The sequence below is a fragment of the Tardiphaga sp. 285_C5_N1_2 genome, assembly GCF_052076065.1.
Taxonomy (GTDB): domain Bacteria; phylum Pseudomonadota; class Alphaproteobacteria; order Rhizobiales; family Xanthobacteraceae; genus Tardiphaga; species Tardiphaga robiniae.
In genome coordinates this window covers 1628045-1648213 of sequence record NZ_CP197241.1, presented here as the reverse complement: position 1 = coordinate 1648213, position 20169 = coordinate 1628045, and the positions used below count along the sequence as shown (strand labels likewise).

The window sequence follows — 20169 nt, the reverse complement described above, 5'->3', positions numbered from 1 at the left end:
GCCGCTCTCATGCGGCGACGATGCCTTGCCGTGTTCGCGGCCTGCCTGCCCTGACAATCCGGATGAAGGCGAGTGCCCGGCCAAGCGCTCGTGATTTGCCGGTCGTAGCGGGGGGTAGGTAATGTGCCGCTCCCGGGAACGACCTTGCAGCCTTCATGCCTCAGCTTATCCTCAGCGTTCACTCCGGCGTCCATGACGCCGCCGTCGCCATTTTCGAAGATTATGATCTGAAGGCCGCCATCGCGCTGGAGCGACTGACCCGGCGCAAAAGCGATGGCAGCACTCACCCCGATGCGGCCATCGACGAGGTGCTGTCGATCGCCGGCGCCACCCGGCGCGATGTCGACGTCGTCGCCTATAGCCGTGCGATGTTTCCCAAGGCCTATTTCCCGCGCCTCGGCGGCCTCCGCTGGCTGCGCGAGCAGTATCGCAGCCGGGTCGGCAAGGACCGCCTGCTGCTCGGCGCCGAGCAGCATCGCTACCGCGCGCCGCGGGCAGAGGACGTCTTCGATGCCGCGGCGTGGCGGCGCGACGGCGGTTTCCGCGACGATGCCGCGGTCCATTTCTACAACCACCACGAGGCGCATGCGCTGCCCACTTTGTTCTACAGCCCGTGGCCGGACGCCCTGCTGGTGACGGCCGATGGCGGCGGCGACAATGTCAATTACAGCTACCGGCACTTCGCCGAGCGCCGCCTGACGACGCTCTATGGCGGCGACGACGCCTGTCTGTTCCTGCCAAATCCCGTCGACAGCCTGGGCCGCGCCTATAGCGCGGCGACCAAGTCGCTCGGATTTCGGCCCAACCGGCACGAGGGCAAGCTGACCGGGCTCGCGGCCATGGGGCAACCGACCGTGGCCGATACGATCGCCGGGTATTTTTCGGTCGCCCCGGACGGACGTATCCAGTCCGGCTTTCGCAGCTATCACCAGATGAACGCGTTGATGCGCCGGCTGGCCAAACAGGCCGGCCGTGCCGATTTTGCGGCGTCGATCCAGAAGGTGCTGGAAGACACCATGCTGCTGTCGCTGCAGCGCCTTTTGCAGCGGCATCCGGCCCGACATCTCGGCCTGTCCGGCGGCGTGTTCGCCAACGTCAAGCTCAACCGCCTGCTCGCCGAGCAATTGCCGATCGATGAATTGTTCATTTTCCCGGCGATGGGCGACGACGGCCTGCCGATCGGCGGGGCGCTGTCCTACCTGATGCAGCGCGACGGCCTGGCACCATGGCTGGGCCGCCGCCGCGATCTCGGGGATGTCTATCTCGGCCGCGATTTTCAGGCCGGGCTGGACGACGGCATCGCAGCCACGCCGGGGATTCACCGTGTCGACGAGGCACCGATCGATGGCGCGGTGAAGCGGTTGGTGGCGGGCGAGATCGGCGCGATCTACAATGGCCGGATGGAATACGGCCCCCGCGCATTGGGCGCCCGGACCATCCTCGCCAATCCGGCGCGGCGCGGCACCCACGACCTCTTGAACGAACGGCTGAGCCGTTCCGAATTCATGCCGTTCGCGCCCGTCATCACCGCCGAACGGGCTGCGGAGGTGTTCGACGTCAATCCCGTCAATGCGCGCGCCTGCCGCTACATGACCATCGCCTGCGACGTGAGGCCGGAATGGCGGGACCGCATCCCCGCCGTGGTCCATGTCGATGGATCCGCGCGGCCGCAGGTGATCGCGCGTCCGGACAACCCGCTCTATTATGACATTGTCGAGGGCTTTGCCCGGGCCAGCGGATTGCCGGTGCTGGTCAACACCAGCTTCAATGTGCACGAGGAGCCCATCGTCAACAGCCCGGACGAAGCGCTGCGGGCGCTGCTCGACGGGCGGATCGATTTCCTGGTGACCACGGGCGGCCTGTACCGGCGCGACGCGACGTAACGGCGCGGCACGGCAGCCTGCCGGTGAGCCGGTACGCGGCGGCGGGCACCGCGGCGCAGGCTGCATTTTGAGCAAAAACAGCCTGCGTTTTGGGCTGAAAATTGCGCCGAAACTGCATGACGCCCCGGCTTTCGCCGGGTCCTGCGCGGTGCTATAGCCCCCCTACAAATCATCCCTCCCGCAACGCGCTAAAGGCCCGAACCACCATGGCAAAAATCAAGGTAGCCAACCCCGTCGTCGAACTCGACGGCGACGAGATGACCCGAATCATCTGGCAGTACATCAAGGACAAGCTGATCAACCCCTTCCTTGACGTCAACCTGATGTATTTCGACCTCGGGATGGAATACCGCGACAAGACCGACGATCAGGTCACCATCGACGCGGCCCATGCGATCAAGAAATACGGCGTCGGCGTGAAGTGCGCCACCATCACTCCCGATGAAGCGCGCGTGAAGGAATTCGGCCTCAAGCAGATGTGGAAGTCGCCGAATGGCACCATCCGCAACATCCTCGGCGGCGTGATCTTCCGCGAACCGATCATCTGCAGCAATGTGCCGCGTTTGGTCCCCGGCTGGACCAAGCCGATCATCATCGGCCGTCACGCTTTCGGCGATCAGTACCGCGCCACCGACTTCAAGTTCCCCGGCAAGGGCACCCTGACGATGAAGTTCGTCGGCGAAGATGGCGCCGTGATCGAGCGCGAAGTGTTCCAGTCCCCCGGCGCCGGCGTTGCGCTGGCCATGTACAACCTCGACGACTCGATCCGTGACTTCGCCCGCGCATCGTTGAACTACGGCCTGTCGCGCGGCGTTCCGGTCTACCTGTCGACCAAGAACACCATCCTCAAGGTCTATGACGGTCGCTTCAAGGACATCTTCCAGGAAATCTTCGACGCCGAATTCAAGACCAAGTTCGAAGCCGCGAAGATCACCTATGAGCATCGCCTGATCGACGACATGGTGGCTGCCGCCATGAAGTGGTCCGGTGGCTATGTCTGGGCCTGTAAGAACTATGACGGCGACGTGCAGTCCGACACCGTGGCCCAGGGCTACGGCTCACTCGGCCTGATGACCTCGGTGCTGCTGACGCCGGACGGTTCGGTGGTGGAAGCCGAAGCTGCCCACGGCACCGTGACCCGTCACTACCGCGAGCACCAGAAGGGCAAGGAAACCTCGACCAACTCGATCGCGTCGATCTTCGCCTGGACCCAGGGTCTCGCCCACCGCGCCAAGCTCGACAACAATGCTGAGCTGGCGAAGTTCGCCAAGACCCTCGAAAAGGTCTGCGTCGACACCGTCGAAGCCGGCTACATGACCAAGGATCTGGCGCTGCTGGTCGGCGCCGATCAGCGCTGGCTCTCGACCACAGGCTTCCTCGACAAGGTCGCGGAAAACCTGACCAAGGAACTGGCGGCCTGATTTCCGCCCTCTCCTGACTGCACCATCCGAAAGTCCGGGTTGCCTCAGGCACCCCGGACTTTCTTTTTGAGACGTTCCGTTTTCGAGGTGACCCATGACTGCGCCAAATCCCGCCGACGGCAGCAATGATCCATATGTCTGGCTCGAAGAAATCGAGGGCGAGAAAGCCGTGGCCTGGGTCGAGGCACAGAATGCGCGCACCGATGGCTTCCTCTGCGACGATAGCTACAAGCGCGATTTCGACGCAGTCATGAAAATCCTCGACGCCGACGATCGCATTCCCTTCGTCGGAAAGTCTGGCGACTATCTCTATAATTTCTGGAAAGACGCCGCTCACCCGCGCGGGCTTTGGCGCCGCACGGTGCTGGAGAGCTACAAGACCGATACGCCTGAATGGGACGTGCTGCTCGACATCGATGCGCTAAACAAAGCGGAAGGCATCTCCTGGGCCTTCGCAGGTGCTGCGCGCTCGCCGGACAAGACCCGCGCGTTGATCAGCCTGTCGTTCAACGGTACTGACGCGATCGAAGTGCGCGAGTTCGATATTCCCAGCAAGAGCTTCGTTGCCGACGGCTTCATCATCCCGAAAGCCAAGACGCAGGTGAGCTGGGTCGATCAGGACACGCTGCTGCTCGGCAGCGCGCAGACGCCCAAGGATAGCACCGAGGCCGGCTATACCCGCACTGTACGCAGATGGATGCGCGGCACGCCATTAGCTGCCGCTGAAACCGTCTTCGAGGTCGAGAAGCAGGACGTGGCCGCCTGGTTCGGCGTCAACCGCCGACCGAACCATGAAGGCGTGATGTACTGGCGCGCGCTGGATTTCACGCGCTCGCATATATCAGTCGAGCGCAAGCATGGCCCGCATGCCGGGAAGCGCCTGCGCCTCGAACTGCCGGAGGAGATCTCGCTCTCGGCCGAAGCCAATGATCTTCTGGTCAGCCCGAAACAGGACTGGACTGTCGGCGACGAGACGATTCCGACTGGCGCACTCGCCGTCATCGACCTCGATCGCTTCCTGTCTGGCGCACGCGATTTCGAGATCGTCTTCATGCCGACACCGACCCGTGCGCTGCAGTCATGGTCGGAGACCCGGCACGGCATCGTGCTGGAAATCCTCGATAACGTCCGCGGTCGCCTCGCTCTGCTGCAGCGGAGCGAGGCTGGCTGGCGCGAGACGGCACTTCCGGGATTGCCCGATAACGCCACGATCTCGGCGCAGAATTTCGGCGGCGAGGACGATCCCGATCTCGGCACCGACATGCTCTTCACCGTCACGGGCTTCGACCGGCCGACGACGACGGCACTGTGGACAGGCCACGGCGCACCCGAGCCGCTGAAGAGTTCGCCGCCCAATTTCGATCCCGAGGGCATCGAGGTGCAGCAGCGCCATGCGGTGGCCGCGGACGGCACCAGGATCCCCTACTTCCTGATCGGCAAGAATCTCTCGGCCGGCGCCCCGCCCCGGCCGACGATTCTCTATGGCTATGGCGGCTTCGAGATATCGCTGACACCCGCCTATATGGGCATCGCCGGCAAGTTGTGGCTCGAACAAGGTCATCTCTACGCCATCGCCAATATCCGCGGTGGTGGTGAGTTCGGCCCGGCGTGGCATCTGGCTTCGCGCAAGATCACCAAGCATGTGGCCCATGACGACTTCGCTGCGGTGGCGCGCGATCTCGCAGCGTCTGGTATCACGACGGCGCAAAAGCTTGCGTGCCACGGCGGCAGCAATGGTGGCCTGCTGGTCGGCAACATGCTGACGCGCTATCCGGAACTGTTCGGCGCGGTCTGGTGCAGCGTGCCGCTGCTCGACATGGCGCGCTATACCAAGCTGCTCGCCGGCGCGAGCTGGATCGCCGAATATGGCGATCCGGAAATTCCCGACGAGTGGGCCTATCTGCAGAAATACTCGCCCTATCACCTGATCGCGCCCGGTAAGACCTATCCGCCGATCTTCATCACCACCAACCGCACCGACGACCGCGTCCATCCCGGCCACGCCCGCAAGATGGCAGCGAAGCTCGAAGAGCTTGGCTATCCCGTCTGGTTCAACGAGACGGTAGCGGGCGGACACTCCGGCGCCGTGGACAATACCAAGCAGGCACAGAGCCAGGCTCTGGGATTTGCGTTTCTACGGCGGACGATTGGAGCTGCGTAAAACGAACGACAGAGCAACTACCAACCAGAGCAAGAGAGGGTTCACATGACCTGCAATACGCCCCATGTTTTCAAACGCCCGATCCTGACCACGATTGTCACGCTCTCGCTCAGTGTCGCGGGCGCATTCTCTGCTTTGGCGCAGGTGCCGGATGCGATTGCAGCCCCCGGCGAGACGCAGATCGCCAAGCTGCATGCTGAAGGCGCGCAGGTCTATGAGTGCAAGGCCGACGCTTCAGGAAAGCTGACATGGACGTTCCGCGAGCCGATCGCCACGCTGATGGCCGATGGCAAGACCGTGGGGCGGCACTATGTCGGACCGAACTGGGAATACAGCGATGGCAGCGCGGTGGTCGGTAAGGTGACCGGCAACGCACCAGGCACCACTGCCAAGGACATTCCGTGGCTCCGCCTCGAAGCCGCCTCGCATCGCGGCAGCGGCATGTTGAGCGGCGTAACCACGGTACAGCGCATCAACACCGTTGGCGGCACGCTCGGCGGCACCTGCAGCGGCGCCGGCACTTTACAGAGCGAGCCCTATTCGGCCGACTACGTGTTCCTGCGCAAAGGCTAAGGACATTTCGCCGGCGGACACTCCGGCGCGGTGGAGAATACCAAGCAGGCACAGAGCCAGGCACTGGGCTTTGCGTTTCTACGGCGGACGATTTGCCACTAAAGCAAGAAGACCAGAAAAACATTCAGGGAGACCGCCTCATGTCATCTAGCAAAGTCGCCATCATCACGGCCGGTGGAAGCGGCATGGGCGCCGCATCGGCGCGCCGCCTTGCCGCCGACGGCTTCAAGGTTGCGATCCTGTCGTCGTCCGGCAAAGGTGAAGCGCTCGCGCAAGAGCTCGGCGGCATTGGCGTCACCGGCTCCAACCAGTCGAGCGACGATTTGAAGCGACTGGTGGATGGCACGCTGGAGAAATGGGGCCGGATCGACGCGCTGGTAAACAGCGCCGGTCATGGCCCGCGTGCGCCGCTGCTCGATATCACCGACGAGCAGTGGCACACCGGCATGGATGTCTATCTTATGAACGTGATCCGGCCAACGCGACTGGTGACGCCGATCATGCAGAAGCAAAAATCCGGTGCGATCATCAATATCTCCACCGCATGGGCATTCGAGCCCTCAGCGATGTTTCCGACTTCCGCCGTGTTCCGCGCCGGTCTCGCCTCTTACACAAAATTGTTCGCGGATAGTTTTGCCGCCGATAATGTACGGATGAACAATGTGCTGCCCGGCTGGATCGACAGCCTGCCCGCCACTGAACAGCGGCGCCAGAGCGTCCCGATGCAACGCTATGGCAAGAGCGACGAGATCGCAGCCACGGTCGCATTCCTCGCATCGGATGGCGCTGGCTATATCACCGGCCAGAACATTCGCGTCGATGGCGGCATGACGCGGTCGGTGTGATGACCTGATCGCAACGGCGCGACTAAACGGCCGCCGTCGTGCCGATCTGCAGCAGCATCGCCTTGGCGATTTCCTGCTCGCCCATGATCACGACATTGGCGCCGTGATGCTTGAGATGCGCGATCTCTTCTTCGGAATGGGCGCGGGCGATGATCGGAAGCGTAGGGTTGAGCGCACGCGCCTTGGCGACGATCTGGCCACCTTCGAAGGCGTCCGGGATGGCGACGAGCAATCCCCTGGCGCCCATCACATTTGCAGCCTGCAACATGTCCGGCGCCGCGGCATTGCCGGTGACGACCTCAACACCTTCCTTCTGCAGACGCTCGACGACGCCCGGCGTGTCCTCGATCACCAGCAGCGGCGTGTTGTTCAAGCGCAGCGCCCTGCTGACTACGCTGCCGACACGACCATGGCCGACCAGCACGACGTGATCCTTGAGTTGCGTCTCCGGCAACGGGACGCGCGTGACCGCTTTCTCCTTGCTGTCCGCAGCGGCCGCTTCACTCGCTGCCGCCGCTTTCGCGTCCTTATCGGCCAGTAGGCGATCGAGCAATGCGAAGAACAGCGGGTTGAGCATGATCGAGATAATCGCGCCGGCGAGCACGAGATCGCGGCCGCGATCGGGCAGCAGGCCGAGGCCCACGCCAAGGCTGACGAGAATGAAGGAGAATTCGCCGATCTGCGCCAGCGAGGCGGAGATCGTCAGCGCCGTCGAGGTCGGATAGCCGAACAGCCGGACGATGCCGAAGGCAGCCGCCGACTTGCCAAACAGGATGATGAACACTGTGGCGAGCAGCGGCAGCGGTTCGCGCAGGATGATCGCCGGATCGACCAGCATGCCGACCGAGACGAAGAACAACACCGCGAACGCATCCCGCAATGGCAACGTCTCGTTGGCAGCGCGCTGGCTGAGTTCGGACTCGCTGAGGATCATGCCCGCAAAGAACGCACCGAGCGCGAATGACACGTCGAATATGAGGGCTGCGCCGAAGGCGACCCCAAGCGAGATGGCGAACACCGCGAGACGAAACAGTTCGCGCGAACCGGTATGCGCCACATAGTGCAGCAGCATCGGAATGACGCGGCGACCGACCACCAGCATGAAGATCACGAAGCCCGCGACCTTGCCGAGCGTGATCAGCACCGGCATTGCAAGTGCTGACATGCTGGCACCATTGCCCTCGCCCTTGAGCAGCCCTGCGATCGCTGGCAGCAGCACCAGCGTCAGCACCATTGCGAGATCCTCGACGATCAGCCAACCGATGGCGATGCGGCCGCGTTCGCTGTCCACCAGGCGTCGTTCCTGCAGCGCGCGAAGCAGCACCACCGTCGAAGCCACCGACAGCGCGAGGCCGAACACAAGGCCGCCACCGAACGACCAGCCGAGCGCCTCGCCAAGACCGATGCCGAGCAGGGTAGCCACGGCGATCTGCACGATGGCCCCGGGGATCGCGATATTCTTGACCGACAGCAAATCCTTCAGCGAGAAATGCAGGCCGACGCCAAACATCAGCAAGATAATGCCGATCTCCGCGAGTTCATTGGCGATATTCTGGTCCGCCACATAGCCGGGCGTAAATGGGCCCATGAAGACGCCGGCGAGCAGATAGCCGACCAGCGGCGACACGCGAATGCGCTGTGCGATCAGGCCGAGGATGAATGCCAGTACGAGGCCGACGACGACGGTGGAAATCAGCGGGGTGTTATGCTCCATGCCACTTTTTGCCGCATGGGTGCGTGGGATGCCACCCTTAACGAGGGCTACTCATGGTCGCAGGCGCGAGCGGTCACGTCATCGCGAGATGGGGTTGTGTGACCCACACTGCCATTCCGGGGCGCGATCTCAGCGAAGCTGAGAGCGTGAACCTCAGCCATTCCAGTTGGAATGGCGGGGAATCTCGACATAGTAAAACACTACGGGATTCCGGGTTCGCGCCCGCCTGGCGGCGTTCGCGAGACCGGAATGACGAGATTAGTTGCCGATCGCCGCTTCGATCGCCGCCAGCGCAGCATCGGCCTTGGCGCCGTCCGGACCACCGGCCTGCGCCATGTCCGCCCGCCCACCGCCGCCTTTGCCGCCCAAGGCTTCAGAGGCGAGCTTCACCAGATCGACAGCGCTGAAGCGCTTGGTCAGATCCTCGGTGACGCCGACCACGACGCCGGCCTTGCCGTCTTCACCGATATTGATGATCGCGACCACGCCGGAGCCGAGCTGCTTCTTGCCGGCATCGGCGAGGCTCTTGAGATCCTTCATCTCGATGCCCGAGACGCTCTTGGCCATCAGCTTGACGTCACCAACCGTCTTGACGTCTGCAGCCGCGCCACCGGCGGCCGATGCACCAGCACCAGCACCGCCGCCCATGGCGATGGTCTTCTTCGCCTCGGAGAGCTCACGCTCCAGCTTCTTGCGCTCGTCCATCAGCGCAGCGATGCGCGCCGGCATGTCGTCGAGCGTCGTCCGGAGCTCGTTCGCAGCGGTCTTGGCGAGCTGCATCGTCTCGTTGGCGTGATGACGCGCATGATTACCGGTCAGCGCCTCGATGCGGCGCACGCCGGAAGACACTGCGCTTTCGCCGGTGACCGAGATCATGCCGATGTCGCCGGTGCGCTTCACATGGGTGCCGCCGCAGAGTTCGACCGACCAGCCGAGCGCGTTGCTGCCGCTATCGCGGGGCATCTTGCCCATGGAGACGACGCGGACCTCGTCGCCGTATTTCTCGCCGAACAGCGCGCGGGCCCCAGCTTCGCGGGCATCGTCCACTGCCATTAGCCGCGTGGTGACGGCATCGTTTTCCAACACCACATTGTTGGCGATGTCCTCGACCCGGCGGAGCTCGTCGGCCGTGATCGGCTTCTGATGCACGAAATCGAAACGCAGCCGGTCCGGCGCCACGAGCGAGCCGCGCTGCGCGATGTGATCGCCGAGCACCTGACGCAGCGCTTCATGCAGCAGATGCGTCGCCGAGTGATTGGCGCGAATCGACGAGCGACGGGTGTGATCGACGTCGAGCGCCAGCGCAGCGCCGACTTTCAGCGTGCCCTGCTCGAGCGTGCCGACATGCACGAACAGATCGCCTGCGCGCTTCTGGGTTTCTGTGACACGGAAGGTCACGCCCTCGCCGGTAATCACACCAGTGTCGCCGACCTGGCCACCGGACTCTGCATAGAACGGCGTCTGGTTGAGAACGATGGCGCCGGTGTCACCTGCCTTGAGGCTGTCGACTTCCTTGCCATCCTTCACCAGTGCCGTAACCGCACCTTCCGCAGACTCGGTCTCGTAGCCGAGAAATTCCGTCGCACCGAGTTTTTCACGCAACTCGAACCAGATCGCTTCGGTCGCGGTCTCGCCGGAGGAAAAGCGCGACGCGCGGGCCTTCTGTTTCTGCTTCTCCATCGCATCGGTGAAGGACGCGATATCGACCGAGATGCCGCGGTTGCGCAGCGCATCCTGGGTCAGATCGAGCGGGAAACCGTAGGTGTCGTACAGCGTGAACGCGGTCTCGCCGTCGAACATGTCGCCCTTCTTCAGCGACGCGCTCTTGTCGTCGAGAATGCCGAGACCACGATCCAGCGTCTTGCGGAAGCGCGTCTCTTCGAGCCGCAGCGTTTCCTCGATCAGGCTCTCGGCGCGCACCAGCTCCGGATAGGCCTGGCCCATCTCGCGCACCAGCGCCCACACCAGGCGCCACATCAGCGGCTCCTTGGCGCCGAGCAACTGGCCGTGACGCATGGCGCGGCGCATGATCCGGCGCAGCACATAGCCGCGGCCTTCATTCGACGGCAGCACGCCATCGGCAATCAGGAATGACGAGGCGCGCAGATGGTCGGCGATGACGCGCAGCGAGGCCTTCATCGGGCCCTGCGGATCGGCCCCGGTGAGATCGGCGATGGCGCGGATCAGTGCGACGAATAGGTCGATGTCGTAATTGTCGTGCTTGCCCTGCAGCACCGCAGCGATGCGCTCGAGGCCCATGCCAGTGTCGATTGACGGCTTCGGCAGCGAGATGCGGTTGCCCGGCGCAAGCTGGTCGAACTGCATGAACACCAGATTCCAGATCTCGATGAAGCGGTCGCCGTCTTCATCGGGCGAGCCGGGAGGGCCGCCGGGAATCTTGTCGCCATGGTCGAAGAAGATTTCCGAACACGGACCGCACGGGCCGGTATCGCCCATCTGCCAGAAATTGTCCGAGGTCGGGATGCGGATGATCTTGGAATCCGGCAGGCCGATCTTCTTCCACAGCGCGAAGGCTTCATCGTCCTCGGAATAGACGGTGACCAGCAGGCGGTCCTTGGCGAGGCCGTACTCCTTGGTGATCAGGTTCCAGGCGAGCTCGATCGCACGTTCCTTGAAATAGTCGCCAAACGAGAAGTTGCCGAGCATCTCGAAGAAGGTGTGATGGCGCGCGGTATAGCCGACATTGTCGAGATCGTTATGCTTGCCGCCGGCACGGACGCATTTCTGCGACGTCGTTGCGCGCTGGTAAGGCCGCTTCTCCACGCCGGTAAAAACGTTCTTGAACTGCACCATGCCGGCATTGGTAAACATCAGCGTGGGGTCGTTGCGCGGCACCAGCGGCGACGACGACACGATGTCGTGACCATTCGCCGCGAAGTAATTCAGAAATGCCGACCTGATCTCGTTAACGCCGCTCATATCAGTCCCATTGCGCCCAAGACTTGTTACGTTCAATACTTGGCGCCTAAAAATCGCCCACGGCCAAATTGTTTGAAGATTTGCCGCCGGCCAATGCCACAACCGGTTGCTTTTAGACCGGCGGCACTAGGCCTGTCCAGAAACTGTGCAAGGGGATGACAAGGGATCATTCAAGCGGATCAGGGGCTTGCCGCAGCAGCACAGGGCCGTTGATAGGTGCCGGAACCGCGTTGACAGATTCAGGGAACGCATGCTCTTGTGCCGGCGTTGAAAGACGTCACGTCGGGAGAGACCGGCCCCGTTTGGGCCGGCGCCGAAGGAGCAACCGCCCCGGAAACTCTCAGGCAAAAGGACCGTGTGACAGGTTAGCATCTGGAAAGAGATGCCTTTGAGCCCGAACGGGCCGATGGCGTCCGCCGACGGGATAATACTCTCAGGCACAGCGACAGATGGGGCTCGTACAGGCACTCCGGGAATGGTCCCGGGGAACCGCGAGGACCCGTCACCATGCTAGCGACCGATAAACCCTCAATTTTGAAACAAACGCCGCTGCACGCCCTCCACGTCGCCCGTGGCGGCAAGATGGTGCCCTTCGCCGGCTATGACATGCCGGTGCAATTCGCCACCGGCGTGCTGAAGGAGCATCTCCACACCCGCGCGGCCGCGGGACTGTTCGATGTTTCCCATATGGGCCAGCTCACCTTGCGGGCGAAGTCCGGTAAACTCGAAGATGCGGCCCTGGCGCTCGAGAAGCTGGTGCCGATGGACATTCTGGCGCTGGCACCGGGGCGTCAGCGTTATGCCCAGTTCACCAATGAGGCCGGCGGCATTCTCGACGACCTGATGGTGGCGAATTTCGGCGATCACCTGTTTCTGGTGGTGAACGCTGCCTGCAAGGATGAAGACGAGGCGCATCTGCGCGCGCATCTCTCCGACACCTTCATCATCGAGACCCTGCCCGAACGTGCGCTGATCGCGCTGCAGGGTCCGAAGGCCGCGGACGTGCTGGCAAAGTTCTGCCCTGAGGCACCGGCGATGAAGTTCATGGATGCGGGTCCGCATCAGGTGAACGGCATTGCCTGTTTCGTCTCGCGCTCCGGCTACACCGGCGAAGACGGCTACGAGATCTCGATCCCGAACGATCAGGCCGAAGCGCTGACCTCTGCCCTGCTCGACCATCCCGACGTGCTGCCGATCGGCCTCGGCGCCCGCGACAGCCTGCGTCTCGAAGCCGGGCTTTGCCTCTACGGCCATGACATCGACACGACGACCACGCCCATCGAAGGCGGGTTGAACTGGTCGATCCAGAAGAGCCGCCGGACCGGCGGCGCCCGCGCCGGCGGTTTTCTCGGCAGCGACAATATCCTGGCGCAGCTCGATGGCGGCGCACCGCGCAAGCGCATCGGTCTGCTGCCGGAAGGCCGCGCGCCAGTGCGCGAAGGTGTGCTGCTGTTCGCGGATGCGACCTCCACCGAATCGATCGGCACCGTCACCTCGGGCGGCTTCGGCCCCAGTCTCGGCGCGCCAATTGCAATGGGCTATCTGCCCAGCGCGCAGGCAGCCGACGGCACCACCGTCTATGCCGAGCTTCGCGGCCAGCGGATGCCGATGAAAGTGTCACCCATGCCCTTCGTCCCCCACAGCTACAAGCGTTGAGGAACTGCCCCATGACCACCCTGTACACCGAAGACCACGAATGGCTCGCGATCGACGGCGACGTCGTCACCGTCGGCATCACCGACTACGCGCAGTCACAGCTTGGCGATGTCGTGTTCGTCGAACTGCCCAAAGTCGGCCGCGCACTGAAGAAGGCCGAAGCCGCCGCCGTGGTCGAATCGGTCAAGGCTGCCTCCGACGTCTATGCGCCGATCACCGGCGAAGTCGTCGAGATCAATGACGCGCTCGCCGCCGAGCCTGCGCTGGTGAATTCCGATGCCGACAGCAAGGCATGGTTCTTCAAGATCAAACTCGCCGACAAGAGCGAGCTCGAAGGCCTGATGGACGCGGACGCCTACAAAGCCCACACCGCCTAGTCGTCATGCCCGGCGAATACCGGGCATGACGACTTCTGAAATTCGTTCGAGGAACAACCGATGACCCTGAACAAATCTTCCGGCGACGTCGCCACCGATTTCGTCCGCCGCCATATCGGCCCTTCGCAAGCCGATATTCGTGTGATGCTTGAAACGGTCGGCGCGAAAAGCCTGTCCACACTGATGGGAGAAACGCTCCCTGCCTCAATTCGCCAGAAAACGCCGCTCGATCTCGGCCGCGCGCTCAGCGAAACCGAGGCGCTGGCGCATATGACCGAGATGGCGGCCAAGAACGCGGTGTTCACATCGCTGATCGGCCAGGGCTATTCCGGCACGGTCCTGCCGACGGTGATCCAGCGCAACATCCTGGAGAACCCGGCCTGGTACACGGCCTATACACCGTATCAGCCGGAGATCAGTCAGGGCCGACTCGAGGCGCTGTTCAATTTCCAGACCATGATCTGCGATCTCACCGGTCTCGACGTCGCCAATGCGTCGCTGCTCGATGAGGCCACCGCCGCAGCGGAAGCCATGGCGCTGGCCGAGCGCGCCTCAAACGTTCAGACCAAAACCTTCTTCGTCGATCATGAAGTTCATCCGCAGACCCTCGCGGTGCTGCGCACCCGCGCCGAGCCGCTCGGCTGGAAGCTTCAGATCGGCAATCCGCTCACTGACCTCGACAAAGCCGATGTGTTCGGCGCGATCCTGCAATATCCTGGCACCACGGGCATCGTGCGCGATTTCAAGCCGGCCATCACGGCGCTTAAAGCGAAGGGCGCGCTTGCCATCGTCGCCGCCGACCTGCTGGCGCTGACGCTTTTGGCCTCGCCGGGCGAACTCGGCGCAGACATCGCGATCGGCTCGGCGCAGCGCTTCGGCGTGCCGATGGGATACGGCGGTCCACATGCCGGCTACATGTCGGTGCGCGACGCGATCAAGCGCTCGATCCCGGGCCGTCTCGTCGGCCTCTCCATCGATTCCCGCGGCGAGCCCGCTTATCGTCTGGCGTTGCAGACCCGCGAACAACATATCCGCCGCGAGAAGGCGACGTCGAATATCTGCACCGCGCAGGTGCTGCTCGCCGTCATCGCCTCGATGTATGCGGTCTATCACGGCCCCGAAGGTCTCAAGCACATCGCCCGCACGGTCCATCGCCGCACACTGGTGCTGGCCGCCGGCCTGAAGAAGCTCGGTTTCGCGCCGGAGAGCGAAGCGTTCTTCGATACGCTGACCGTGACCGTCGGCGACAAGCGCGACGGTATCATCTCTGCTGCGCAGGCCGAGAAGATCAACCTGCGCATCGGTGACGGCACCATCGGCATCGCGCTGGACGAGACCACGACGCCGGAGACTGTGGAAGCCATCTGGCGCGCCTTCGGCGGCAAGCTCGGCTATTCCGACATCGAGCACGGCGTCAGCGATGCCTTGCCCGCCTCGCTGAAGCGCAACTCGCCCTTCCTCACGCATCCCGTCTTCCACAGCCATCGCTCCGAGACCGAACTCCTCCGTTATATGCGGAAGCTCTCGGACCGCGACCTGGCGCTCGACCGCGCGATGATCCCGCTCGGCTCCTGCACCATGAAGCTGAACGCCACCACCGAGATGATGCCATTGACCTGGCCCGCCTGGGGCTCGCTCCATCCATTCGTGCCCCGTGAACAGGCCGCCGGGTATCACCAGCTTTTCGCGACACTGGAAAAGTGGCTATGCGACATCACCGGCTACGACGCTGTATCGCTGCAGCCCAATTCCGGCGCGCAGGGCGAATATGCCGGCCTGCTCGCGATCCGCGCCTATCACGCGGCGCGCGGCGACAGCCATCGCAATATCTGCCTGATCCCGTCATCGGCACACGGCACCAATCCTGCCTCGGCCAGCATGGTCAATATGGATGTGGTTGTCGTCGCCTGCGACAAGCGCGGTGACGTGGACGTCAACGACCTTCGCGTCAAGGCGGAGAAGCATGCCGCCAATCTCGCCGCGATCATGATCACCTATCCGTCGACCCACGGCGTGTTCGAGGAACATATCCGCGAGATCTGCGAGATTGTTCATGCCAATGGCGGTCAGGTCTATCTCGACGGCGCCAACCTGAATGCGCAGGTCGGCCTGTCGCGTCCGGGTGATTACGGCGCGGACGTCAGTCATCTCAACCTGCACAAGACGTTCTGTATTCCGCACGGCGGCGGCGGCCCCGGCATGGGCCCGATCGGCGTCAAGGCGCATCTGGCGCCCTATTTGCCCGGTCATCCCTCGGCCAACGGCGATGTGCCGGTGGGGCCGGTGTCGGCCGCGCCCTACGGTTCGGCGTCGATCCTGACCATCTCCTACATTTACATCCTGATGATGGGCGGCGCGGGTCTCACCTCGGCCACCGAGCTTGCGATCCTCAATGCGAACTACATTGCCACACGGCTGCATCCGCATTTCCCGGTGTTGTATCGCAACGAAAAGGGACGCGTGGCGCATGAATGCATCATCGATCCGCGCGCATTCAAGACGTCCGCCGGCGTCACCGTCGACGACATCGCCAAGCGCCTGATCGACTACGGTTTCCACGCGCCGACCATGAGCTTTCCTGTCGTGGGAACGCTGATGATCGAGCCGACGGAATCGGAATCGAAACTCGAACTCGATCGGTTCTGTGAGGCGATGATCGCGATCCGCAAGGAGATCGCGGATATCGAGAGTGGCCGCTGGAACGTCGAGGCGTCGCCGCTGCGTCATGCACCGCATACAGTGCACGATATCGCGGATGACGACTGGAAGCGCGCTTATACCCGCGCCGAAGGCTGCTTCCCGGCTGGGACCTCGCGCTCCGATAAATACTGGTGCCCGGTCGGCCGCGTCGACAACGTCTATGGCGACCGCAACCTCGTCTGTTCGTGTCCGCCGATGGAAGACTACGCACAGGCGGCAGAGTAAAATAAAGCGCCACCCGCAATGTGCGGGTGGCGCTTTTCAATTACGCCGCAGCAGCCAGATTGACTGCCGATTTCGCCAGCACCGACAATGACTCATCGGTCTTCTTTTCCTGATTGAGCGTCTCGTCGAGCAGCCGCACCGCGTCCTTCATGCCGAGTTCCGTGGCCCAGGCCTTCAAGGTGCCATAGCGCGAGATCTCATAGTGTTCGACAGCCTGTGCCGCAGCAAGCAGGCCAGCATCGAGCGAACTCGTGCCCTTGTACTCGTCCATGATCTCCTTGCCTTCGTCGAGGATACCCATGATGGCATCGCAGGTCTTGCCGCGGGCGGGCTTGTCGAGCAGTTCGAAGATCTGTTCCAGCCGCTCGACCTGACCTTCGGTTTCGTCGTGGTGCTTTTCGAAAGCGGCGCGCAGTTTGTCCGAGGTTGCGGCCTTGGCCATCTTCGGCAGGGCTTTCAGGATCTGCTTCTCGGCGAAGTAGATATCCTTGAGCGTATCGAGAAAGAGATCGTTGAGGTCTTTGTCTTTGGTCGCCATGACGCGCACTCCGTTAAGCCAGGGGTTGTTTCCCGCGGCTCAACGTCACCTGTTGTGTCTTGTTCCTGAGGTTGTGACGCAACTATTAAAAATCATTGCGTGGACGCCCGCTGTCAGGCCGCCAGCGTGGTCTCCACCAGCTTCACCCAATAGGACGTGCCGTAGACGATGGCGTCGTCGTTGAAATTATAGGCGGGGTGGTGCAGCCCGGCGCTGTCACCGTTTCCGCAGAAGATGAAGGCGCCGGGGCGCGCTTCCAGCATATAGGCGAAGTCTTCGGCGCCCATCACCGGCGGCATGTCGATATTGACCCTCTCAGCCCCGGAGATTTCGCTGGCGACCCGCACCGCCATGTCGGTCTCGGCGCGGTGGTTGACCACCACGGGATAGCCGCGGTCATAGTCGAGCACGATCTTCGCGCCGGTCTGCAGCGCGACGCCGTTGACCACCTCGTTCATGCGCTTCTCCATGAGATCGCGCACTTCGGCGTTCAACGTTCGCACGGTGCCGCGCAGTTCAGCGGTCGCCGGGATGACATTGCTGGCATGCCCGGCATGGAATTCACAGATCGACAGCACCGCGGATTCCAGGGGATTGACGGTACGGGAAACGATCGTCTGCAGCGCCATCACGAGCTGCGAGCCGACCAGCACGGAATCGATGGTCTTGTGCGGATAGGCGGCATGGCCGCCCTTGCCCTCGATCTGGATTGAGATGCGGTCCATCGCCGCCATGATCGGACCCGGACGCAGCGCGAAGGAGCCGACCGGCATGCCGGGATTGTTGTGCATGCCATAGACCTGATCGATCTTGAAACGGTCCATCAGGCCGTCCTTGATCATCGCCGCCGCACCCGCACCGCCCTCTTCGGCCGGCTGGAATATGACGACGGCATCGCCCGCGAAATTGCGTGTTTCGGCGAGATATTGCGCCGCGCCCAGCAGCATGGACGTGTGGCCATCGTGACCGCAGGCATGCATCTTGCCGGGGGTCTTCGAGGCGTAAGGCAGATTGGTCTCTTCCTCGATCGGCAACGCGTCCATGTCGGCGCGCAGCCCGATCACCTTGTGCTCGCCCGAAGCCGGCTTGCGGCCCCTGATGACGCCAACGACACCCGTTCGTCCCAGGCCCGTCACAACTTCGTCGCAACCGAACTCCTTCAACCGCTCCGCCACGAAGCCCGCGGTCCGGTGCACGTCATACATCAGCTCTGGATGGGCATGCAGGTCACGGCGCCAGGCCATGATTTCCGGTTGCAGATCGGCGACACGATTGATGATGGGCATGGGTCAGGGTCTCGATGCGGTGGAACGGCGATATCCTTGTCTAGCATGTTGCGTGCCAACGGCCCACCCCACCGGTCCCATCACACGCTGTACAGACGCCCGCGGCCTCGCTAATCCCTTTCGGCACGGCAAATAAGACCGTGGAACGGATGCGGCAGGGAAACGATGACGACACGGCTCGAGGGTGATTTTGACTATATCGTGGTTGGTGCAGGTACCGCCGGTTGCATCGTCGCCAATCGCCTTTCGGCAGATCCCAGCAAGCGCGTCCTCATCCTGGAGGCCGGCGGCAACGACAACTGGATCTGGTTTCACATTCCGGTGGGCTACCTCTTTGCCATCGGCAATCCCCGCTCCGACTGGATGTTTCGCACCGAGCCGGAGCCCGGCCTCAATGGCCGCGCGCTGGCCTATCCGCGTGGCAAGGTGATCGGTGGCTCCTCCGCGATCAATGCCATGATCTCGATGCGCGGCCAGGCCGCCGACTACGATCACTGGCGACAGCTCGGCCTCAATGGCTGGGGCTATGACGATGTGCTCCCGGCGTTCAAGACATTGGAAGATCATTTCCTCGGCGCCAGCGAACATCACGGCGCAGGCGGCGGCTGGCGCATCGAAGAACCACGGTTGTCCTGGAAAGTACTCGACGCCGTCGGCGATGCAGCGGCCGAAATGGGCATTCGCAAGACCGCCGATTTCAACACCGGCGACAATGAAGGCATCGGCTATTTTCACGTCAACCAGAAGCGCGGTCGGCGCTGGTCATCGGCCCGCGGCTTCCTCAAGCCGGCATTGAACCGCCCGAACCTGTGGCTCGAAACCAAAGTGATGGTCGATCGCCTGATCGTCGAAAACGGCCGCGCCGTCGGCGTACGCTTCACCCAGAACGGCCAAGAGATCGAGGCACGCGCCAGGGGTGAAGTCGTCCTGTGTGCTGGCGCGGTTGGCTCACCGCATCTGTTGCAGCGCTCCGGCATCGGGCCCGCGGAGTGGCTGTCCGCCGCTGGTGTCGACATCACACTCGATCGTCAGGGCGTCGGTCGTAACCTGCAAGACCACCTGCAGCAGCGCGCGATTTACAAGGTCTCCGGCGTGCGCACGCTGAACGAGACCTACTACAATCTGTTCCGCCGTGGCTGGATGGGCGTCGATTACGCGCTTCGCCGCCGCGGGCCGCTCACCATGGCGCCATCGCAGCTTGGCATCTTCACGCGCTCCGATGCCCATCGCGAACGCGCCAACATCCAGTTTCACGTGCAGCCGCTCTCGCTCGACAAATTCGGCGATCCACTGCATCGCTTTCCGGCGATCACCATTGCTGCCTGCAATCTGCAGCCCACATCGCGCGGCGAAATCAAGCTGCGCTCGACGAAGCCCGATGACGCACCGGCAATTGCTCCCCACTACCTCTCGACAGACGACGACCGTCAGGTTGCTGCCGATGCGATCCGCGTGACGCGCAGACTGATGAAGCAAAGCGCGCTGGCGCCTTATCGTCCCGAAGAATATCTGCCGGGGCCATCGGTTGGCGACGATGCGGCATCGCTGGCCAAGGCCGCCGGCGATATCGGCACCACCATCTTCCATCCTGTCGGGACCGCGAAGATGGGCACAGCCTCGGACCCGATGGCCGTGGTGGACGAGCGGCTGCGCTTTTACGGGATCTCCGGATTGCGCGTCGTGGACGCCTCGGTGATGCCGACGATCACGTCGGGCAATACAAACACGCCGACCGCGATGATCGCGGAAAAAGGAGCGTCGATGATCATCACGGATTCGCGATAACCTCATTTCGCGGGAATAAACATCCGCCATCTCCGATCCAGTCCCCATAGCCCAATCCAGGGCGA

13 protein-coding genes and 1 riboswitch are annotated in these 20169 nt (G+C 63.0%); of the genes, 9 read left to right on the top strand and 4 right to left on the bottom strand.

All coding sequences use genetic code 11. From position 1 onward, the window contains the following. The first annotated feature begins 155 nt into the window (after positions 1-155). From AB7951_RS07670 to AB7951_RS07650, 5 genes are all read left to right on the top strand, one after another. Positions 156-1883, top strand: a complete 1728-nt coding sequence (locus tag AB7951_RS07670) for a carbamoyltransferase C-terminal domain-containing protein (protein WP_439061780.1) — start codon at positions 156-158, stop codon at positions 1881-1883. A gap of 206 nt (positions 1884-2089) precedes the next feature. Then, positions 2090-3304, top strand: a complete 1215-nt coding sequence (locus AB7951_RS07665) for an NADP-dependent isocitrate dehydrogenase (RefSeq protein WP_068735892.1) — start codon at positions 2090-2092, stop codon at positions 3302-3304. A gap of 94 nt (positions 3305-3398) precedes the next feature. Beyond that, on the top strand, positions 3399-5465 hold the full coding sequence (locus AB7951_RS07660; protein ID WP_120292831.1) for a prolyl oligopeptidase family serine peptidase: 2067 nt from the start codon (positions 3399-3401) through the stop codon (positions 5463-5465). Between the two features lie 45 nt (positions 5466-5510). Continuing rightward, the gene (locus AB7951_RS07655; RefSeq protein ID WP_120292833.1) at positions 5511-6038 is read left to right on the top strand and encodes a DUF3455 domain-containing protein; all 528 of its coding nucleotides are present in this window, start codon (positions 5511-5513) and stop codon (positions 6036-6038) included. A 140-nt stretch (positions 6039-6178) separates the two neighbouring features. Then, positions 6179-6883 carry an SDR family oxidoreductase gene (locus tag AB7951_RS07650; RefSeq protein ID WP_441255723.1) on the top strand — a complete coding sequence of 235 codons (705 nt, stop codon included), beginning with the start codon at positions 6179-6181 and terminating at the stop codon, positions 6881-6883. Positions 6884-6905: 22 nt separating this feature from the next. Here AB7951_RS07650 and ybaL read toward each other — a convergent pair whose 3' ends face one another. Further along, entirely contained in the window at positions 6906-8597 is a 1692-nt protein-coding gene (ybaL, locus tag AB7951_RS07645; RefSeq protein WP_120292837.1) for a YbaL family putative K(+) efflux transporter, read from the bottom strand. Positions 8598-8855: 258 nt separating this feature from the next. Continuing rightward, the gene (alaS, locus tag AB7951_RS07640; RefSeq protein WP_120292839.1) at positions 8856-11537 is read right to left on the bottom strand and encodes an alanine--tRNA ligase; all 2682 of its coding nucleotides are present in this window, start codon (positions 11535-11537) and stop codon (positions 8856-8858) included. Between the two features lie 272 nt (positions 11538-11809). Then, positions 11810-11903: riboswitch (glycine riboswitch) on the top strand. Positions 11904-12044: 141 nt separating this feature from the next. On the opposite strand from alaS, the gene gcvT reads away from it, so the two are divergent. From gcvT to gcvP, 3 genes are read left to right on the top strand one after another with little or no spacing between them, the layout of a single operon-like run. Then, positions 12045-13193 (top strand): glycine cleavage system aminomethyltransferase GcvT, encoded by a 1149-nt coding sequence (gene gcvT, locus AB7951_RS07635; RefSeq protein WP_120292841.1) that lies wholly within the window; start codon positions 12045-12047, stop codon positions 13191-13193. Between the two features lie 11 nt (positions 13194-13204). Next, on the top strand, positions 13205-13570 hold the full coding sequence (gcvH, locus tag AB7951_RS07630) for a glycine cleavage system protein GcvH (RefSeq protein ID WP_120292843.1): 366 nt from the start codon (positions 13205-13207) through the stop codon (positions 13568-13570). Between the two features lie 60 nt (positions 13571-13630). After that, a complete protein-coding gene (gcvP, locus tag AB7951_RS07625; protein ID WP_120292845.1) occupies positions 13631-16495 on the top strand; it encodes an aminomethyl-transferring glycine dehydrogenase in 2865 nt (954 codons plus the stop codon). A gap of 40 nt (positions 16496-16535) precedes the next feature. Here gcvP and AB7951_RS07620 read toward each other — a convergent pair whose 3' ends face one another. Both AB7951_RS07620 and AB7951_RS07615 read right to left on the bottom strand, forming a co-directional pair. Next, entirely contained in the window at positions 16536-17033 is a 498-nt protein-coding gene (locus AB7951_RS07620; protein ID WP_068735876.1) for a YciE/YciF ferroxidase family protein, read from the bottom strand. Between the two features lie 113 nt (positions 17034-17146). Continuing rightward, positions 17147-18319 (bottom strand): M20 aminoacylase family protein, encoded by a 1173-nt coding sequence (locus AB7951_RS07615; RefSeq protein WP_120292847.1) that lies wholly within the window; start codon positions 18317-18319, stop codon positions 17147-17149. Positions 18320-18484: 165 nt separating this feature from the next. On the opposite strand from AB7951_RS07615, the gene AB7951_RS07610 reads away from it, so the two are divergent. After that, on the top strand, positions 18485-20104 hold the full coding sequence (locus AB7951_RS07610) for a GMC family oxidoreductase N-terminal domain-containing protein (RefSeq protein WP_120292849.1): 1620 nt from the start codon (positions 18485-18487) through the stop codon (positions 20102-20104). Positions 20105-20169 lie beyond the last annotated feature (65 nt).